General features: G+C 65.3%; 15 protein-coding genes. 13 read left to right on the top strand and 2 right to left on the bottom strand.

What is annotated here, in order from left to right; translation table 11 throughout:
- Positions 1-241: 241 nt before the first annotated feature.
- Positions 242-640 carry a (deoxy)nucleoside triphosphate pyrophosphohydrolase gene (locus E0E18_RS07800; protein ID WP_066585314.1) on the top strand — a complete coding sequence of 133 codons (399 nt, stop codon included), beginning with the start codon at positions 242-244 and terminating at the stop codon, positions 638-640.
- A complete protein-coding gene (locus E0E18_RS07795) occupies positions 637-3,516 on the top strand; it encodes a DEAD/DEAH box helicase (protein ID WP_130840076.1) in 2,880 nt (959 codons plus the stop codon). The genes E0E18_RS07800 and E0E18_RS07795 overlap by 4 nt, the downstream gene beginning before the upstream one ends.
- 19 nt (positions 3,517-3,535) lie before the next feature.
- Here E0E18_RS07795 and E0E18_RS07790 read toward each other — a convergent pair whose 3' ends face one another.
- Complete coding sequence (locus E0E18_RS07790) at positions 3,536-3,790, bottom strand: hypothetical protein (protein ID WP_130840074.1); 255 nt, start codon at positions 3,788-3,790, stop codon at positions 3,536-3,538.
- 269 nt (positions 3,791-4,059) lie between these two features.
- Between E0E18_RS07790 and E0E18_RS07785 the strand changes: the two genes are divergently transcribed.
- The 8 genes from E0E18_RS07785 (at position 4,060) to E0E18_RS07750 (ending at position 14,466) form a co-directional block, all read left to right on the top strand.
- Positions 4,060-5,742 (top strand): PucR family transcriptional regulator, encoded by a 1,683-nt coding sequence (locus tag E0E18_RS07785; protein ID WP_161972253.1) that lies wholly within the window; start codon positions 4,060-4,062, stop codon positions 5,740-5,742.
- A 189-nt stretch (positions 5,743-5,931) separates the two neighbouring features.
- Entirely contained in the window at positions 5,932-7,248 is a 1,317-nt protein-coding gene (locus E0E18_RS07780) for a M20 family metallo-hydrolase (protein WP_130840070.1), read from the top strand.
- Positions 7,249-7,284: 36 nt separating this feature from the next.
- A complete protein-coding gene (locus E0E18_RS07775; protein ID WP_066585294.1) occupies positions 7,285-7,551 on the top strand; it encodes a DUF3311 domain-containing protein in 267 nt (88 codons plus the stop codon).
- The gene (locus E0E18_RS07770) at positions 7,548-9,041 is read left to right on the top strand and encodes a sodium:solute symporter family protein (protein WP_130840068.1); all 1,494 of its coding nucleotides are present in this window, start codon (positions 7,548-7,550) and stop codon (positions 9,039-9,041) included. Before E0E18_RS07775 ends, E0E18_RS07770 begins: the two co-directional genes overlap by 4 nt.
- Positions 9,042-9,068: 27 nt before the next feature.
- A complete protein-coding gene (locus E0E18_RS07765; protein WP_130840066.1) occupies positions 9,069-10,574 on the top strand; it encodes an amidase in 1,506 nt (501 codons plus the stop codon).
- A gap of 107 nt (positions 10,575-10,681) precedes the next feature.
- Complete coding sequence (locus E0E18_RS07760) at positions 10,682-12,064, top strand: aspartate aminotransferase family protein (RefSeq protein WP_130840064.1); 1,383 nt, start codon at positions 10,682-10,684, stop codon at positions 12,062-12,064.
- A gap of 10 nt (positions 12,065-12,074) precedes the next feature.
- Complete coding sequence (locus E0E18_RS07755) at positions 12,075-12,866, top strand: SDR family oxidoreductase (RefSeq protein WP_390620357.1); 792 nt, start codon at positions 12,075-12,077, stop codon at positions 12,864-12,866.
- 148 nt (positions 12,867-13,014) lie between these two features.
- Positions 13,015-14,466 carry a TIGR01777 family oxidoreductase gene (locus E0E18_RS07750; RefSeq protein ID WP_130840062.1) on the top strand — a complete coding sequence of 484 codons (1,452 nt, stop codon included), beginning with the start codon at positions 13,015-13,017 and terminating at the stop codon, positions 14,464-14,466.
- Here E0E18_RS07750 and E0E18_RS07745 read toward each other — a convergent pair.
- A complete protein-coding gene (locus E0E18_RS07745) occupies positions 14,447-16,135 on the bottom strand; it encodes an amidohydrolase (protein ID WP_130840060.1) in 1,689 nt (562 codons plus the stop codon). The two genes, E0E18_RS07750 and E0E18_RS07745, sit on opposite strands and share 20 nt — an antisense overlap.
- Positions 16,136-16,457: 322 nt before the next feature.
- Here E0E18_RS07745 and E0E18_RS07740 point away from each other — a divergent pair, with 322 nt between their 5' ends.
- Genes E0E18_RS07740 through E0E18_RS07730 form a run of 3 tightly spaced genes read left to right on the top strand, consistent with a single transcriptional unit; the run spans position 16,458 to position 19,222 of the window.
- Positions 16,458-17,489 (top strand): aliphatic sulfonate ABC transporter substrate-binding protein, encoded by a 1,032-nt coding sequence (locus tag E0E18_RS07740; RefSeq protein WP_130840058.1) that lies wholly within the window; start codon positions 16,458-16,460, stop codon positions 17,487-17,489.
- Positions 17,490-17,492: 3 nt separating this feature from the next.
- A complete protein-coding gene (locus tag E0E18_RS07735) occupies positions 17,493-18,332 on the top strand; it encodes an ABC transporter permease (RefSeq protein WP_110480875.1) in 840 nt (279 codons plus the stop codon).
- The gene (locus E0E18_RS07730; protein WP_237559690.1) at positions 18,329-19,222 is read left to right on the top strand and encodes an ABC transporter ATP-binding protein; all 894 of its coding nucleotides are present in this window, start codon (positions 18,329-18,331) and stop codon (positions 19,220-19,222) included. Before E0E18_RS07735 ends, E0E18_RS07730 begins: the two co-directional genes overlap by 4 nt.
- The last annotated feature ends 8 nt before the right edge of the window (positions 19,223-19,230 follow it).

The following is a 19,230-nucleotide window of genomic DNA, read 5'->3' as shown; positions in this document are numbered from 1 at the left end:
GGGAGAATGACTCTCTGATCTCCAGGGTGGCGAAGAGTGAACCTGAGGTTGACGAGGACCAGGCTGACTTGCGGGATGAGCCTGAACGTCGCGCTAACCAACAGGACCACCGCAGCTTCCGTCACCGAGGCTGGGACAGCGGCAATGAAAAGCAGATATGACGCCTTAAGACGCTCGGAGCTCAGCAACATGAGCCGTCACGGTAGCCGGCGGCGTCCGTCCAGTTGTTAGGCTGACAGACATGGCAAAGCGGATCAACGTCGTCGGAGCAGTCCTTACAGAGGGAACTAAGGTTCTTGCAGCACAGCGAGGTGAAGCCATGTCCCTCGCCGGCTTCTGGGAGTTCCCCGGCGGCAAGATTGAGCCCGGGGAAACCCCGCAGCAGGCACTGCGCCGAGAGCTGCAGGAGGAGCTGCTCTGCACCGCGGAAATCGGTGAGAAAGTCACCACCACCGAGTACGACTATGACTTCGGCACAGTCATTCTCACCACGTTCTTCGGCACAATCGTGGACCAGGAGCCCACTCTCACTGAGCATGCTGAAGTGCGCTGGGTGGAGGCGGCAGAACTAGCCAATCTCCCCTGGGCTCCCGCGGATGTCCCTGCTGTTGACCTCGTTGTCGCACACTTCGCTGCATGAGTTTCGACAGCCCGGTCGGTGCCGGAACCTCCTTTGGCTTCCTCGACCACACAGTGCCCTCGGAACAGCTCTATCATCCGAAACTCATCGTCAACGACGACGGAAACACCATGGTGCGCACGATTAAGGATGAACTGAGGCGTTCCCAGCGCGCATATTTCTCCGTCGCTTTCATCGCTCCCAGTGCACTGGGGCTGCTGAAGCAAGACCTACTTGACTTCCAGGGGAAGGTGACGATCATCACGTCCACCTACCTGGATTTCAATGAGCCGGATATGTTCCGTGAACTGCTCACTTTGGACAATATCGAAGTCCTCATCCACCCTGGTGGCGCGGGAGGTTTCCACGCCAAGGGCTATGTCTTCAGCCAGAAAGAAGGTCTCTCGGCGATAGTGGGGAGCTCTAACCTCACTCGCTATGCGCTGACAACGAACAAGGAGTGGAACCTCCGCTTCTCCGCACTTCCTGAGGGGGACATTACCTACCAGCTAAGGGATGCCATTCAGCGACAGCGAGACGAGAGTACACGGCTGACGCCGACGTGGATCGACGAGTACGAGAAAACTAGACTGCCTCGCGTGTCTCCGGAAACTATCGCCGCGGATAACAACAATGAAGTTTTTGTCGACCATGTGGCGCCGAACTCGATGCAGGCAGAAGCTCTCGATGAGATCCGTAAAGTACGCGAATCGGGTGAGAGACGCGCATTGGTGATCTCTGCGACCGGAACGGGAAAAACTATTCTCGCAGCCCTTGCCGCTCGCGAGATTGATCCCGCACGGATGCTTTTCATTGTTCACCGCGAGCAGATCCTCACCAAGGCGATGTCACAGTTTCAGCTGGTCCTGGGTGGGGAGGAAGTAGAATTCGGTCGTCTTGTCGGCGCTGAGCGACAGATCGACCGTCGTTGTATCTTTGCCATGGAGCAGACGCTGTCTCAGCCTGAGACCTTGGCGTCCATCCCGCGAGACGCCTTCGACCTCATCATCATTGATGAGGTCCACCGAGCGGGTGCGGACGGCTACGGTCGCATCATCGACCACTTTGAACCGGGTTTTCTCCTGGGACTGACCGCGACGCCGGAGCGCACCGACGCCTTCAATATCTTCGAACTCTTCGATTATAACGTCCCCTACGAAATTCGTCTGCAGGCTGCGCTGGAAGCAGACATGCTGGCTCCCTTCGACTACTACGGGGTGAGGGAGTATTTGACTGACGAAGGCGAGACGAAAGACACCACAGCTGACCTATCGAAACTCGTTGCCCCGAAGCGGGTGCAGTATATCCTGGAGATGTTACGGACGTACGGCTTCCCTCGAGGCGTCAAGGGTCTGATGTTCTGCTCGGGTAAGGATGAAGCACATGAGCTCTCCCGGTTGTTCAATGAACAGGAGATCAACGGAAGGAAGTTGTGCACGGTGGCTCTCACCGGTGAGTCGACCGCAGAGCAGAGAGATACAGCGATTCGGGAACTAGAGATGGGGAACCTGGACTACATCCTTACCAGGGACATCTTTAACGAGGGTATCGACATCCCTACAGTTAAGCAGGTAGTGATGCTGAGGAACACGGAATCCAGCATCATTTTTACCCAGCAACTGGGACGTGGGCTGCGCAAGGCGCCGGGTAAGGATCACCTGCGAGTCATTGACTTCATTGGCAACTACAAGAACAACTTCCTTATCCCCATTGCACTGTTCGGCGACAGTAGCCTCAACCCGGACACCATAAAGGAGAAGCTCATCCGTGCGCAGACGACTGGCGTCATTGCTGGAGTTTCCAGCGTGAGTTTCGACAAGGTATCTCGGGATCGAGTGCTGAACTCTTTGCAAAGAGCGAAGCTGGATTCCATGCCGAATCTCAAGAAATCCATCCGTGATCTGGAGTATAGGCTCGGACATATTCCGATGCTTATTGATTTCGCCCGTTTCCATACTGTGGATCCGGTTGTCATCGCGGCGAAGAAAAAGAGCTATTGGAACCTGCTGCACCATTTCGGCATGGTCGAAGTTGCGCCGACTGCTGAGGAGGCGGCATACATCTCGCTGCTCGACAGTGAATTGCTCAACGGTAAGCGCCCGCACGAGATGCTGTTGCTGAAGGCCCTGTTAGAGCAGCGTTCACTGTCCCGGACTGACTTTATTGGTTTACTCCAGGACGACGAGTGTTCCTCAGATGAGGCGACGGTGGCGTCCGTGGAGAGGATTTTGACACTAAGGTTCTTCGTTGAGTCGGAGATGAAGAAGTACGGTCCACATCCAGTGATGCGAATCGAAGGCGAACAGTATATTCTGGACGACGTTTTCGCTCAGCTCTTCGACCGGGGAGGAAATTTCACGACGCATGTCAAAGATTCCATTGACACAGCGCTCTTCTTGGCCAGACATGACGAATCCTGGTCAGGGACGCTCGTCGTCGGCCATCAGTACACACGTAAGGACGTGTGCAGGCTGCTGAACTTTGAGTCCAACCAGTACAGCACTCTGTACGGCTACAAGGCGGATTCCTTTTCCGGAACGTGTCCCATCTTTATCACGCACGACAAAGCAGCAGACATCTCGGCGACGACCCAGTACGAAGACAGCTTTGAAAGCGAGGCAACGATCAACTGGTTCACCAAGAGCCGGACCTCGCTGAAGAGCAAACGTGAGAACGACATAGCCAACAACTTGTTCCCATTACACGTCTTTGTGAAGAAGAGTGATGTGGACGGCGGTGACTTCTTCTACCTCGGTGAGGCCACCGCTAGAGACGCCCATGACACTCACATCGTGGATGACAAGGGAAAGGACGTCCCCGTAGTCAGTATGAAGCTCGATCTTGACCATGTCGTGGAGCCAGGACTGTTCGGGTACCTGGTGGATGCGGGTGATTGAGCCAGCCTAAGTTCGACGATTAACGCGCTTCCCCGGTGGTCATTTGTTTGTAGGCTTCCTGGAGGACGGCACTGGGCAGTTCGTTTCGCCACACGTGTTCGTTGGAGAGCGCGGTGTACGCCTCCTCGACGCTCAGCATGCGGAGTAGCATCCGTCCGCGGATTGCGTCTTTAGCATCGTCGATCCATTCAGCGCGGTCTTCGACGGTCAAGTCCATGGTGTTCTCCCGAGGACCCTTTTCTTCGGGGTCTTCGGGGGTCAGTGCAGAATCCATGTGCTGTCCTCAGTGCGGGGGTGTCTACGAGGAGAAGACTAGGAGACGGGGTGGACAGCTTTCTCCGCAACCTTGCTGTTCCGGTTGCGGCAGTGGTCGCAGAGCCGGGTCAACCTGGTGTGATCAGGCAATGACCGTGTTCGAACGTGTTCGTACCGATCCCGGATTCCACCCCCGAATTAGTGGGGCGCTCCGGGTGACGGGAGGCCGTCGCTGCAGCTGGACAGTCTGTCACTGTTTCGCAACAATCCTCCGGCAGGATGGGCCGGATGAACGCCCCGACCATCTCTCCTCTGACCATCGCCGATATTCTCGCCCTGCCTGAGGCGGCATCGGGAGCTCCCAGGGTGCTCACCGGTGAAGCTCTGCTCAGCAGACCGGTCCGGTGGATCCACGTCGCAGAACAGGCCTCTTCCGCGCGACTCCTCGACGGAGGAGAACTGCTGCTCACCACAGGTGTCGGGTGGCCGGCGGGTGCCCGGGAACGCAGCAGGTTCGTGGCGAACTGTGCGGCCAGCGGGGCTGTGGGACTCGCGGTGGAACTGGGAGGAACGTGGGACCGGGTTCCCGGTGACGTCATCGACGCGTCCAGGCGGTACGGTCTGCCGTTGATCGTGTTCACCACCGAGATCCGGTTCGCCCGTCTCACCCGGGAGGTCCATGAGACCATTGTCAGGGACCATCTCACCGCAGTTGAGGCGACAGCCGAGGTCGCCGACACCTTCACCCGCATGATCCACAACGGGGCCGCGACCGGGCAACTCGTCACCGCGGCGTCCCGGCTCCTCGGTTGTCCGGTGGTCCTGGAAGATGTCGGCCACCGTGTTGTCGTCGCGGAGGAGGCGGGTCTCGGCCTCGGTGAACTGCTCGACGGCTGGTCCGGGCGCTCCGCCGAGATCGTCCGTCCCCCGGGGGCCCGGGATGACCGCTCGTACACCTGTACCGTCCGTGACGGGGAGTTCTGGACCGTTGCGCCGGTCCACGTACGGGGACGCAACTGGGGCAGACTGCTTGCCTACGGAAGTTCGGGGCACCCCGCGGGAGTTGCCCGTGTCCTCGGACAGGCCGCTGTCGCGCTCGCCATCGACAGGCTCAGTTCCGCCGAGACCTCCGGATGGTCGGATCTGGTCCGCACGGCCGCCATGGCCCGCCTGCTCAACCTGCCCTCGTCGACCACGGAAGACACCCGGGCAGCGCTCACTGCCAGCGGCTTCCCGGTGGAAGGACGCCAACTGACCGGACTCGAGATCGAGATCGGCGGGAAAGTGCCCGATGCCGCGGCGGTCGCCGACGCGATCCGGGGAGGAGTCACCGGTGCGAGGGTTCTCGCCGCCCGCTCCGACACCGGTACGGGTGTGACCGCCGCTGTGTCCGCAGCCTCCGGTACCGGCACCGACGTCCTCGACGGAGAACTGCGTGACGCACTCGCACCCTTCGCCGTCGGTACAGGCCCCACCGGTGATCCGGTCCGCATGCGGATCATCCGGGGGCCGTCGGCGCAGGACCTGCCCTCACTGCTGTCGTCGATCAGGAGGGCACAGGCCTATGCCGCCGAAACACCCCACTGGTGGTGGACGGTCAGCAGGGACCCCGGCGTGCCCGAGCTGGTCCATGTCGAGGCGGATTCCCTGGCCCCGGTCCTGGGGGTCCTCGCCGACGACGTGCGCGTCCAGGCTTTCGCCGAAGAGACACTCGGACCGGTGCTCCGGTACGACGCACGCAACGGCACCGATCTCCTCGACGTCCTGCGCACCGTCGTGCAGTACCCGCAGTCGCGTGCCAGGGCCGCCAAGGCGGTGCACCTGTCCCGCACCTCCTTCTACAACCGTCTGGCGACCCTCGAACGGCTGCTCGGAGCTGATCTCGCAGACGGCGACAGTCTGTTCAGGATCGGTCTCGCACTACGTTCACGGGGAACCCGGCTGTCGGGCAGTGACGCCGATCTCCGTTGAAAGTGCAGGTCTTCACATCGGACCTGCCGTGAATCCCGCCCGAAACCCTCCCACAACGCCCGGGTAACAAATGGACAGACCGTCCGGCAGAGCCGGCCTTTCGGAGCGAAATGCACCTCTGTGACCACCGGGTGGGCGTCCAGTCTGAACAGGTAAAGAATCTCACTCCCCGAGAAAGAAGACCTGCCCATGACTACTGCAGTGCAGTTCGCGCCGTCGACCCGTACCGCCGGCGTCACCGACGAAGACTTCCTCGCCGACTTCCACCACACCACCGTCTACGGGGCCACAGAGGCCGGTGGCATCGACCGCCAGGCCGGTACCCCCGAACACGGTGCCGTGCGTGCATGGTTCCGGGAACGTGCGGCCGCTCTCGGCATGACCGTCACCGTCGACGGTATCGGCAACCAGTACGCCACCTTCACCTGGATCGACGACGAACCCGGCGTCCTCATCGGTTCACATCTCGACAGTCAGCCGCTCGGCGGCCGCTTCGACGGAACCTACGGCGTCATCGCCGCACTTCACGCCGCAGCACGCGTCAACGACGAGGTCCGGGCCGGACGCCTGACCCCGACACACAATCTCACCGTCGTCGACTGGTTCAACGAGGAAGGTGCACGCTTCGCCCCCTCGATCATGGGCAGCTCCGTGATGGTAGGCCTGCTGGACAGGGAGAAGGCGCTCGCCACCACCGACCCGGCAGGTGTGACCGTGAAAGAGGCCCTGGAATCCATCGACTGTCTCGGCACCGACCCCGCGCCGGAGATCGCGGCCTACGCCGAGATCCACATTGAGCAGGGGCGCATCCTCGAACGGGAACAGACCACGGTCGGGGCGGTCACCCAGAGCTGGTACACCCAAAAACTGCTTGTCGCAGTGAGAGGCGAACAGTCCCACACCGGGGCGACGATCATGTCCGACCGGCACGACGCCCTCGTCGCCGCGTCCAGGATCGTCCTGTTCACCGAGGACGTCGTCGAGAACTTCGAACCCGAGAAGATCGTCACCTCCGTCGGCCAGTTCACCGTCCACCCGAACTCGCCGATCGTCGTTCCCCGTGAAGTGGACCTGGTCATAGACCTGCGGGCCTCGAAGAAACAGGACGTCCTCGACGCCCGCGACATCCTCCGCAGACAGATCGCCGACCTTGCCGTCGAACGCGGCATCCGGATCGACGTGGAGGACTACGACATCCGGGATATCCAGCACTACCCGGTCGACGGGGTGGAACTGACCGAGAAGGCGGCCGCGGACGCCGGGGTCAGCTGCATGCGCATCGAAACCATGGCAGGTCACGATTCCGTGGCTGTCAACCGCATCGCCCCGTCCGTGATGGTCTTCATCCCCTCCGTCGACGGTGTCTCCCACTGCGAACGTGAGTTCTCCACCGACGCCGACATGGTCGCCGGCGTCACCGCATTCACCCAGATCGTCCGACGCCTGGTCACCGGCGCCCTGGACGGGACAACCCCCGGCGAGCCGTTCGCCGGATCCGACGTCTGACCACAACACCCCGACTCCGAGAGGACCTGATATCCCGTGCACCTGACCCCCTGGCACTCACTACTTCTCATTCCCGTCATCGCACTGGTGGGAACCCCGCTCTACCCCTTCGTCAACTCCGGGGCCGTCGTCCTCGGCCTCCCGGTGATGATGCTCTGGGTCGCCGGCTGGGGTGTCGCCACCACCCTCATCCTCGCACTTCTCTACCGGCACGAACCCGAACTCGCCGACCCCGCTGATGACGCTGCTGACGACGCAGACGCCGCAGTGACCGGTCGCTCCCGCGGGGAGGTCGCAGCATGATCGTCGCAGCTGTCATCGGTATCCTCCTCGTCACCGTCCTCGCCGCCATGGGACGGCGGCAGTCCCTGGACACCCACACCGGATGGTCCATCGGTAACCGGGGCATGAGCAGCCTGACCACGTTCTTCCTCCAGGCGGGCGCCATCTTCACCAGCTTCACCTTCCTGGGGATGTCGGGCCTCACCGTTCTCGGCGGAGTCTCCGCGACATACATGCCCGCCTACCTGGTCCTCGGGTACATCGGCATGTTCCTCATCGGCCCCGTCGTCTGGAAACTGGGGAAGGTCTTCAGCTACCACACCAACGCAGACATGGTCGGACACCAGTTCCGCAGCCCACTGCTCGGCAAACTTGTCGCCCTGGTCTCCGTCATCTTCTTCGTCCCGATCGTCCAGGTTCAGATCGTGGGCCTCGGAACCATGGTGTCCTTCGCCACCGGACAGAAGTCCGCCGGTAACGCCTCCATGATCGTCGCCACCGTCCTCATCCTCCTCTTCGTCGGCTACGCAGGCCTGCGCGGTGTCGCCTCCGCGGCGTACTTCAAGGACGTGGCCATGGTCGTGGCACTCCTGGTCATCCTGTTCGGAGTGCTCGTCAGGTACTCGGGCGAATGGGGCCTCGACGGCGTCATGTCCGAGGCCGGTGACATGCTCACGGTGGACCCGGGCTCCCAGACCTACGGAATCATCTGGTTCGTCACCAGTGTCATCGTCAGCGGTATCGGCCTCGGCGGTATGACACTGCCGGAGAGCTGGCCGGCGGTGCTGTCCGCCAACGGCTCCCGTGCCGTGTCCAAGAACCATGTCATGCTGCCCTTGTACACCCTGGCCACATTCGTGCCGATCATCATCGGCTTCTACGCCGCCACCCACCTGGAGGTCGGCAAGGGGGAGGAAAACTCCGCCATCCTCACCATCGCCCAGGATTCCCTGCCCGGTTGGCTGATGGGAGCCGTCCTCATCGCCGGTATCTCCTGTGCGATCGTTCCCGCGGCACACTGTGTCCTCTCGATCGCCACCCTCGTTTCCTCGAACCTCACCCCGGCCGGAACGACCGACGGACGACGCCTCATGGTCGGCAAGATCTCTGCAGGTGTCATCCTGCTCGCTTCCCTGTGGCTCTCGCTGACCCGGCCGGATCTCATGGCCAACCTCTACCTGCTGACCTACGCAGGGCTGGCCCAGCTCGCTCCGGCGAACATCCTGTCCTGTACCCGGTCCACGCTCATCAACGCCAGGGGCCTCATCGCAGGCCTCGTCGTCGGTGAGGTGATCGTCATCGCCTACACCATCGCCGGTACCAACCTCTGGGGTGTGAACAACGGTGTCACCGGCCTTGTCGCCAACCTCGTCGTCATGGTTGCCGTCTCCTCGGCCACCGGCAGGGCAGAGCGTCCCAGGTTCCCGGACATGCCCACCCGACGTGCCTCCGTCCCGGCCCCGACCGACGTCAGCCCCGGCGCCGGCGGTCATGTTCCCGCCGAAGTCTGATCTTTCCGACCCTGAGGAGAATCTCCTGTGACAGACACCGTCCACACATCAAACCCTGCCGGCCTGAATCCTGCCGGCCTGAATCCTGCCGTGGCCTCGTCAACCGCCTCGGCGACAGAACTCCTGGCGGACTTTGCGGCAGGACGCCGGCTCCCCTCCGAAGTGGTTGCCGAATCCCTTGCCCGCATCGCCGCCACCGAACCGGAGATCAACGCGGTCACCGGGATCCTCGCCACGGACCCGGACCAGGTCGCAGCCGTCGCCGCGGCGGACGCGTACTGGCGCGGACACGCCGGTCCCGGCGCCGCGGCACCTGCGGACCGACCGCTGCTCGGCGTCCCCGTGGTCGTCAAGGAGAAGCACGCCGTCGCCGGTCATCCGGTCGACCAGGCTGTTCCCGCCACCGTGCAGACCCCGGACGTCGACCACCCGGTGGTCGCCAGACTGCGCGCGGCAGGTGCCGTCCTCGTCGCGCGCACCGCCAACCCGGAATTCTGTGCGGCCACGTTCACCGATTCCGCTGCCCACGGCGTCACCCGCAACCCGTGGAACCCGGAGTTCACCCCGGGCGGTTCATCCGGGGGCTCGGGTGCCGCCCTCGCCGCCGGTTACGCCCCGCTGGCCACCGGTTCCGACATCGGAGGTTCCACCCGTATCCCCGCGACATTCTGCGGGGTGGTCGGCTACAAGGCGCCCTACGGTGTCGTCCCGGGTCTGCATCCTTCGACGATGGACTGGTACCGCAGCGACTCGGCGATGGCCCGCACCGTCGGGGATGTCCTTCTCATGCACAATGTCATCGCCGGCCGGCATCCCGCCGACCCGAACAGTGTCCCTCTGGGACCGGTCACGGAGCCGGAGGACGGCTGGTCCGTGGCAGGGCACCGGATCATCGTCTCCGAGACGCTCGGGGACTACCCGGTGGACGACACGGTGGTCGACAATCTCCGGGCCGCGGCCGATGCCCTGGCTGCCCGGGGCGCGGTCATCGAACACCGGAACCCGGACTGGACCGTCGCCGAGCTGATGGAGGTGGCCATGGCGCACTACGGTCACACACTGGCCCCGGGGATGGAGGAGGTCATCGAGTCCTCCGGTGCAGAGGTCTCCCCGTACATCACCCAGTTCATCGACCACACCCTGGCGGCTGCGGCGAGAATGCCGCTGTACGAGACCATGGTCCGCGAAACCCGGATCCACACCGAACTCGGCAGGCTCCTGGACGGAGCGACCGCGCTCATCACCCCGGTGACAACGGCAGATGCCCTGCCTGCGGAAGCTCCGCTGGTCTCGGTGAACTCCCGCGGCGAACACTACTGGGCCACGCACATGGCGGTGCCCTTCAACATCTGCAACCGGAACCCGGCCCTCGCCGTGCCGACCGGTGTCGGTCCCCGCGGCGTGCCCACCGGGCTCCAGATCGTCGGCGACACCTATGACCAGCAGGCCGTCTTCCGCGTCGGGTTCGCACTGGAGGACGCCGGGACCGGGGTTCTGCAGGCCCGCGGCGACGTCCCGGACACAACCGCGTAACAACCGGACAACAACCGGACAACAACTGGACACTGTGTCCGGACGTACCTGTTTTCCGGGCCGGAACGGCCACCGCCGGACCACGGTGTTCGTCGGAGAATAGGTGCATGACCACAGCAGAAACCACCTACGGCCTCGCCTCGCAGCTCGTCGGTGCCGGTTTGACCGGTGCCGACCTCGACGCAGAGGTCCTCCGCAGCGACCACGACAACGTGTTCCACTCCTGGTCCGCCCAGAACCATCTCCCGGATTCCGTCATCGCCGGGGGAGAGGGGGCCCGGCTGTGGAACCACGCCGGGGACCAGTTCCTGGACTTCACCAGTCAGCTCGTCAACGTCAACATCGGCTACCAGCACCCGGCTGTCGTCGAGGCGATCAGGGAGCAGGCGTCACAGTTGACGACCATCGCCCCGGCGACCGCCAACCGGACGCGGGCCACCGCCGCCCGCAAGATCCTCGACCATGTGCCGGACACGTTCAGCAAGGTCTTCTTCACCAACGCCGGTGCGGACGCCAACGAGAACGCCATGCGTCTGGCCCGTCAGGTCACCGGCAGAGACAAGATCATCTCCCGGTACCGCTCCTACCACGGCAACACGGGATCAGCGGTGGTCGCCACCGGCGACTGGCGGAGGATCCCCAACGAGTTCGCCCGCGGCCACGTCCACGTCTTCGGCCCCTACCTCTACCGCTCCGAGTTCTACGCGCAGACTGAGGCGGAGGAGTGCGAGCGGTCACTGCGCCACCTTGAGCATGTGATCCTCGCCGAGGGTGTGGACACTGTCGCCGCAGTCCTCCTCGAGACTGTCCCGGGTACCGCCGGGATCATGGTTCCGCCGCCCGGCTACCTGGCGGGGGTGCGGGAGATCTGCGACCGTCACGGCATCATCATGATCTGTGACGAGGTGATGGCGGGGTTCGGTCGCACCGGTTCCTGGTTCGCCTTCCAGCAGCACGGTGTCGTCCCCGACCTGGTGACCTTCGCCAAGGGCGTGAACTCCGGGTATGTCCCGGCCGGTGGCGTCATCATCAGCGACGCCGTCGCCCGGCATTTCGACGAGACGGTCTTCCCCGGTGGTCTGACCTACTCCGGGCACCCTCTGGCGATGGCTGCGATCGTCGCCACCGTCACAGCGATGGAGGAGGAGGGCATCGTCGACAATGCCGCCACTGTGGGGTCGGAGGTCATCGGCCCCCGGCTCACCGCCCTGACGGAGGACCCGGTGACATCACCGGTCGTCGGTGAGGTGCGTGGCAGCGGAGTGTTCTGGGCGGTCGAACTCGTCGCCGACCGGGACACCCGGGAGCCCCTGCCGGCGGAGAGGATGTCCGCGATCAGGCGTCGTTGCCTGGAGCAGGGACTCCTCGTCACTGTCGCCGGTAACCGAATCCATGTCGTTCCTCCGTGCATCATCACGGCGGAGGAGGCGGAGCAGGGTCTCGACATTCTCGTCGCCGCGATCGCCGAAGAAGCAGGAGAGGACAACTGACATGAGTTCCATCTCCGCACCGGCCGACCGTGTCCGTCGCGTCCTCGTCACCGGGGCGTCCTCCGGGATCGGGGCGGCGACGGTACGCCGGCTCAGCTCCGAGGGCATGCACGTCATCGCCGCGGCCCGCCGCGCAGACCGCCTCGCTGACCTGGCGGCCGAGACAGGGTGTGAGGCCTTCCCGCTCGACGTCACCGACGACGCCGCGGTCGCCGGACTCGTCGACCACCTGTCGTCCACCGGTGGTCTCGACGCCGTCGTCAACAATGCCGGGGGAGCGCTCGGACTCGACATGGTCGAGGACGCCGACCTCGACGGGTGGCGTCACATGTACGAACTCAACGTGCTCGGAACTCTGCGCGTCACCAGGGCTGTGCTTCCGCTGCTCCGCGAGGCCGGTCACCGCCACGGCACCGGCGACGTCCTCGTCGTCACCTCCACCGCCGCCCACGGTGCCTACGAGGGAGGGGCCGGCTACACCGGGGTCAAGCACGCCGAACGGATGCTGACCACCACCCTGCGCTGGGAGATCGTCGGTGAACCTGTCCGGGTGCTCGAGGTCGCGCCGGGCAACGTCGCCACCGAGGAGTTCTCGCTCGTGCGTTTCGACGGGGACGCCGAACGTGCGGCGAAGGTCTACGAGGGCTACCAGCCGTTGCTCGCCGAGGATGTCGCGGACGTCATCTCCTTCGGCCTGACCCGCCCCGACCACGTGAACATGGACCTGATGGTCGTGCGGCCGCGGGCGCAGGCGCACAACACGAAGATCGCCCGCGACCCGCAGTTCACGGCCGGTACATAGAGGCCGGGCAGGCGCCGAGCCCCTGTCGCCCCCTGCCGAGCCCCTGCCGTCCCCTGCCGTCTCCCCACCGGATCAGCAGCAGATGCGCAGGAGACCGGCAGCAGTTCCGCAGCAGACCGGTGGGCCGGCCTCTGTACCCTGGGAACGTATGCACCCCACCACCGGCACCACCCGTCATCCCCTGACCGTCACCCGCGGGTACCGCACGGACCTGCCCTTCCCCGCCGCACAGGTGTGGGACTGGCACACCCGGCCGGGCGCGGTGGTCCGGCTCACCCCGGGACTGTCCCGGATGCGGGTCACCGCACAGGCGGACAGTCTGCGCGACGGCACCACCGTGTTCGACCTCCCCGCCGGCCTGCGCTGGGAGGCCCGGCACGATCCCGCCGGCTATTCCGGGGGGCACCGTTTCACCGACGTCTGCGTCAGTTCCCCGTTGCGGGAACTGACGCGGTGGCGGCATGAACACCTCGTCGAACCCGGCACCGGCGCGTCCGCCGACCCGTCGTCGGATCAGAGCAGGGGCACGTCGGCCGTGACCGACCGGATCACCGCCAGAGTCCCGGCGCTGCTGCTCGACCGCATCGCCGCCTACCGTGGACGGCAGCTCACCGACGACCTCACACACCTCGCCGCATTCCGCGACGAGGACGCCACCCCCCTCACCGTTGCCGTCACCGGGGCCTCCGGGCTTGTCGGCACCCGCCTCGTCGCACTGCTCGGCACCGCAGGACACACTGTCATCCCGCTGAGCAGGCATGACGCCCCCGGCGTCCGCCGCTGGGACCCCTCATCGCCCGACCCCGGGCTGCTGGAGGGGGTGGACGCCGTGGTCCACCTCGCCGGTGCCCCGATCTTCGGGCGTTTCAACCGGTCACACATGGATGCCGTGCGGGACTCGCGGGTCGGACCGACACGTCGACTCGCGGCGGTCGCGGCGTCCTGCGGGGTGAGGACCTTCGTCTCCGCCTCGGCCGTCGGATTCTACGGGGCGCGGCGTCCGGAACCGGTGGAGGAGGACGCCCCGCAGGGCACCGGATTCCTCGCCGACGTCGTCGCCGACTGGGAGGCGGACTGCGCGGTCGCCGCAGACGCCGGCCTGCGCGTCGTCAACATCCGGACCGGTCTGGTCCTCGCCGGCGGGTCGCCGCTGCTCAGCCTTCTCGCGGCGTCCTCCCGCGTCGGAGGCGGCCGCCTGGGAGCCGGCACGCAGCACTTCCCGTGGATCGGAGTCGACGACCTCGCCGACATCTACCACCGGGCTGTCGTCGACCCGCAGCTGCACGGTCCCGTCAACGCCGTCGCCCCGGAGGACATCACCGAGGCAGAGTTCGCCGACGTGCTCGCCGACCTCCAGAAACTGAGGGTGCCGTTGCACATCCCCGTTCCCGGACCCGCCCCCCGGCTGCTGCTGGGGAAGACGGGTGCCACCGAACTCGCGCTCGCCGACCAGCACGCCCGCCCCGGCGTCCTGGACGGTCTCGGGCACCCCTACCGCGCCGGGCCCGTCCGCGAACTGCTGCTCCATGAACTGCTGCTCCGGGAACCGGTCCCCGGTCCCGCCTCCGGAACAGGATCGGTCACCTCCGCCATACGCTGACACCGCCGACGAAGGTCTCCACCACACCCACCGTCGACACATCCGGGACACGGCGCAACGGGGCGTCGAGGACCACCAGGTCGGCGGCCGTCCCCGGGGCGATGCGCCCGGCCACACCGTCCAACCTGTTCACCCACGCCGAACCGGTGAGATACGCGTCCAGTGCCGTGGTGAAGTCCAGTCCGTGCTGCCGTTCCAGGGCAACGGTGTGCGCCTGCCCGCCGACCGCGTGAACGTCCGCGGCCGGTGCGGTGCGGCTGACACCGGTGTGGATCGCCCACAGCGGGTTCGGGTCCGAGACCGGCCAGTCCGAGCCCGCCGCCAGCCGGGCACCGGCCCGGTGCAGACCCCCGAAGGGGAACTGCCATGCCTCCCTCTCCGCACCCAGCTGCGGAAGTTTACGTTCCAGCATCTCGGTGTCACGGCGGGCCCACAGCATCTGCAGGTTCGCGGTGACGTCGAGGTCGGCGAATCTCGTCATGTCGTCCGGGTGAACCACGTCCACGTGGGCGATCTGGTGACGTCGGTCCACCGTCGGTGGCCGCTGACCGGAGGCCCTGGCGTACTCCACCGCGTCGAGACACTCCCGGACCGCACGGTCGCCGCAGCCGTGGAAGTGCAGGTCGAATCCTTCGGCGTCGAGGGCGGCGGCCGCTTCGGCCAGCCGTACCGGGGAGTTGAAGCTGGGGCCCGTGCCCCCGCCGCACCCGCAGGAACCCACGTACGGGTCGACCATCGCACCGGTGAGATTCTCGACCATACCGTCCTGCATGATCTTCACCGTCGACGCCCGCAGCCGCTCCGGGTGCCCCAGCGCGGCGACCAGGTCCCGACGCTGCCGGAACAGGTCGATCTGCTCGATCCCTTCGGTGCGCTGCCACCACAGTCCCAGGGACACGCGCCCCGTCAACAGGCCACTGTCATACAGGTCAAGATAGGTGTCGAAGGGGTCGGGGTGGGTCTCGGTGACACCGACCATGGCGTCCGCCCAGGCGGTGACGCCCACGGAGTGGAGACGCCGCTGGGCGGCCAGCAGGGCCTGGGCCACCGAATCGGCGGTGCGCGCGGGGGTGAGGTGGGCGACGAGCTGCATCGCACCGTCGAGCAGAGTCCCGGTGGGACTGCCGTCGGCGTCGCGGACGATCCTCCCGTCGTCGGGGTCGGGGGTCTCCGCGGTGATGCCGGCGGCCCGCAGCGCCGCGGTGTTGACCCACACGCCGTGACCGTCGTGGCCGTCGATGACCACCGGCCGGGCGGCCACGGACTCCCCGGCACTGTCGAGGATCTCCGCGGTGGGCATGCCACCGTCGAAGAGGTCGCCGTACCAGCCGTCGCCGACGATCACCGGGTCATCAGGGTGGGCCGCGGCGTGCTCGCGGATGATCCTCAGGTAGGCGTCCACGTCATGGACCGGCGTGAGGTCGGCACCGAGCATGCCGGCGCCCCCGTGCTCGGGGTGGACGTGGGCGTCGATGAAGCCGGGCAGCAGGGAGGCGCCGTCGGCGTCGACGGTGCGGCACCCTGCGGGCAGGTCGGAGGGGTCCGGGGAGAAGGAGCGGATGACGCCGTCGGCGACGTGGACGGCTCCGTGCCGCCACACGCCCTCGCCGAGGTACACGTCGGCGTCGACGACGGTGAAGGTGGACTCCCTGTCTGTGGTGGTGGTCATGTCCGGTGACTGTATGCCCCGCGCCGTACACCGGCCCGCCGTCGCCGTGACCCGGAGATCTTTCCTCTGAATCTGATTCCTGAATGTCCTCCATCACTGTGGTGAATGGTCGCAGGTCGGTTCCCGGCGTTTTCCGGCGGACACACCGGCAGATTACGCCTCAGTTGTGCATTTGTTTCGCAGATATTGCGTGAGGGATGCTATCTGCAAATCAGATGATCGCTGCGCAGGTTGTGTATTTGAATGCGGGAGTCCGGAACACAAATGTGGGGAACCAGTATTCCGGAATCCCGTCCGGATACCCCGACAGGAGAATCCCGACATGACGAACACAACCAGGCGCCCGAAATCCCGCAGATTCCGCACGGTGCGCCGCATCACCGCCACCGCCCTCGTCGCAGTGACTGCCGGAGCAGCCCTCGTCGCCTGCTCCTCGGGCACCGGTTCAGGAGACAACTCAGGGGGCGGTGAAGATTCACTGACCATGGCCACCCAGCCGTGGCTCGGCTACGGCCCCTGGTACATCGCCCAGGACAAAGGCTACTTCGCCGACCAGGGGGTCAACGTCAACATCACCAGTTTCGACGACGACTCCCAGATGACGGCCGCCCTGGGATCCGGTGACGTCGACATCGCCAACGCCGCCACCCACTCCGCACTGCAGTGGCTGGAGAACGGCCAGGACGGTTACATCACCCTCGTCCTCGACACGTCCATGAAAGCGGACGCCATTCTCGCCGCCGACGGCATCAACTCCGTCGCCGACCTGAAAGGAAAGAAAGTCGCATTCGAGGAAGGATCGGTCTCCAACCTCCTTCTCGACCACGCACTGTCCGAGAACGGGATGAGCGTGAACGACATCAGCCCGGTGCCGATGGCGCCCTCCGACGCCGCCGTCGCACTCCAGGCCGGTCGGGTCGACGCCGCAGTCACCTACGAGCCCTACATCAGTGACACCGCAGGCAAGGACGCCTCGGTGAAGACCCTCTACACCGCGGACGCCCAGCCCGGACTGATCTCCGACATCCTCTTCGTCTCGAAGAAGGCCATGGAGGAGAAGCCGGAGGCCGTGAAGAAGGCCGTCGCCGCATGGGGTCCCGCCATCGACTACTACAACTCCGACACCGCCGACGCCCAGGCGATCATCGCGAAGAACATCGGCTCTGACGCGGAATCCCTCAAGACCGCCTTCGACGGGGTGAAGTTCTACAGCCTGGAGGACAACCGCACCTACCTCGGCGGTGAGTACCGCGACAAGGTCCTTCCGAGTGTCCAGGAGGCGGCGAAGAACGCCGGGATCATCAGCCAGGACCATGACCCCGCCCAGATCGTCGACACCCGGTTCGTGGAGTGACCTGTGACCAGTACAGCAGCAACCGAGACATCCGGCAGCTCCCGGACCGGCCGTAGACAACGCAGCGTCATCCCGGAACCGATCAGCCGGCGCCGGTACCTGGGGATCGCGGTGACCTCGTTCATCGTGGTGCTCGCCGCATGGTGGCTGATCACCGCGCTGGGCGTCATCGACGAGACCTTCCTGCCCGGACCGGCGGACGTCGTGAGGGTCATCGTGGAGACCGCCACCTCCGGCCAGCTCTGGGACGACATGGGCGTGTCCGTCTGGAGGGTGATGGTCGGCTACCTGCTGGCCGTCGTCCTCGCCGTCCCCCTCGGCGTCCTGTCCGGGTCCAGTCCCCGGGCCGAGGCCGCCATTGAACCTCTCACCGACTTCATCCGGTACATGCCGGTCGTCGCCTTCGTCCCGCTGACCATCATCTGGGTCGGCACGGAGGACACGCAGAAGTTCCTCATCATCTGGCTCGGCACGTTCTTCCAGATGGTCCTCATGGTCGCGGACGCGGTCCGCCGTGTCCCCCGCAGCTACCAGAACCTCGGGGCGACCCTGGGCATGGGACGCACCGGCATCCTCGTCCACATCATCGTGCCGGCCGCACTTCCCCGTATCTGGGACACCCTGCGTCTGTGCCTCGGATGGGCGTGGAGCTGGCTGGTCGTCGCCGAGCTCGTGGCAGCGACCTCCGGCATGGGGTACCGCATCACACAGGCACAGCGGTTCCTCGCCACCGACACGATCATCGCCTACGTCATCGTCCTCGGCGTCCTCGGTCTGGTCTTCGACCAGGTCATGCGCGCGGCAGGACGCCGAATGTTCCGCTACCTGGAGGGCCGCTCATGACCGCCGCAGTTCCCGCATCCACCGCAGCCGCCGGCACCGCCGGCAACGGGGGCACCGGCCCCGTCGGGGGAGAGTCCCGCGTGCCGGTCGTCCACGTCGCCGACATGGTCAAGCAGTTCGGCGAGGTCACCGCCGTCACCGGGCTCAACCTCGACCTGTACTCCAATGAGTTCGTCTCCGTCGTCGGAGCCTCCGGCTGCGGAAAATCCACCCTGCTCTCCGTCATCGCCGGCCTGGAGTCCGCCACCTCCGGCACCGTGGAGATCAACGGCGAACCCGTCCACGGCCCCGGACGGGACCGTGGCGTGGTCTTCCAACAGGCGACCCTGCTGCCCTGGCTCACCGTCTCGGAGAACGTCATGTTCGCGCTCCGCGGGGAGGAGGGGATGTCCAGGTCGGAGAAGAAGGCCACCGTGGAACGTCACCTGGAGCTCGTCGGACTGGAGGGTTTCGGAGACAAGTTCCCCAACCAGCTCTCCGGAGGCATGCAGCAGCGCGCGGCTCTGGCCAGGTCGCTGAGCTACCGGCCGAAGGTGCTGCTCATGGACGAGCCTTTCGGCGCCCTCGACGCCCTGACCCGCAGGAGTATGCAGGCCCTGCTGACCAGGATCTGGGAGGAGCACAAGCTGACCGTCATGCTCATCACCCACGACATCGAGGAGGCCGTGTTCACCGCTGACCGGGTGGTCATCATGAGTGCCCGGCCCGGGACGGNAGGGGGGCAGGGCGGCGGGGACAGTTGCGGGGGAACTGTCGGGCAGGTGACGGGTGTCTTCACATGTCATGCCTCATGTCCAATACTTTCACGTGGATTCAATCAGTATGAGACCGGCCGCCGATCCTGCAGAGTCAAGGGAAAGACATGGTCGTCATCGGCGCAGAACCCGTGATCCGGGTG

The organism is Corynebacterium neomassiliense (assembly GCF_900626215.1).
In the GTDB taxonomy this organism is placed as follows: Bacteria; Actinomycetota; Actinomycetes; order Mycobacteriales; family Mycobacteriaceae; genus Corynebacterium; species Corynebacterium neomassiliense.
The sequence above is the reverse complement of the archived record's forward strand: the minus strand, read 5'-3'. Positions and strand labels throughout refer to the sequence as shown.

Excerpts from the sequence above, each read along its gene's own strand:
- E0E18_RS07800 (WP_066585314.1), top strand. The coding sequence starts at position 242 with ATGGCAAAGCGGATCAACGTCGTCGGAGCAGTCCTTACAGAGGGAACT.
- E0E18_RS07795 (WP_130840076.1), top strand. The coding sequence starts at position 637 with ATGAGTTTCGACAGCCCGGTCGGTGCCGGAACCTCCTTTGGCTTCCTC.
- E0E18_RS07785 (WP_161972253.1), top strand. The coding sequence starts at position 4,060 with ATGAACGCCCCGACCATCTCTCCTCTGACCATCGCCGATATTCTCGCC.
- E0E18_RS07770 (WP_130840068.1), top strand. The coding sequence starts at position 7,548 with ATGATCGTCGCAGCTGTCATCGGTATCCTCCTCGTCACCGTCCTCGCC.
- E0E18_RS07790 (WP_130840074.1), bottom strand. The coding sequence starts at position 3,790 with ATGGATTCTGCACTGACCCCCGAAGACCCCGAAGAAAAGGGTCCTCGG.
- E0E18_RS07780 (WP_130840070.1), top strand. The coding sequence starts at position 5,932 with ATGACTACTGCAGTGCAGTTCGCGCCGTCGACCCGTACCGCCGGCGTC.
- E0E18_RS07750 (WP_130840062.1), top strand. The coding sequence starts at position 13,015 with ATGCACCCCACCACCGGCACCACCCGTCATCCCCTGACCGTCACCCGC.
- E0E18_RS07745 (WP_130840060.1), bottom strand. The coding sequence starts at position 16,135 with ATGACCACCACCACAGACAGGGAGTCCACCTTCACCGTCGTCGACGCC.
- E0E18_RS07760 (WP_130840064.1), top strand. The coding sequence starts at position 10,682 with ATGACCACAGCAGAAACCACCTACGGCCTCGCCTCGCAGCTCGTCGGT.
- E0E18_RS07740 (WP_130840058.1), top strand. The coding sequence starts at position 16,458 with ATGACGAACACAACCAGGCGCCCGAAATCCCGCAGATTCCGCACGGTG.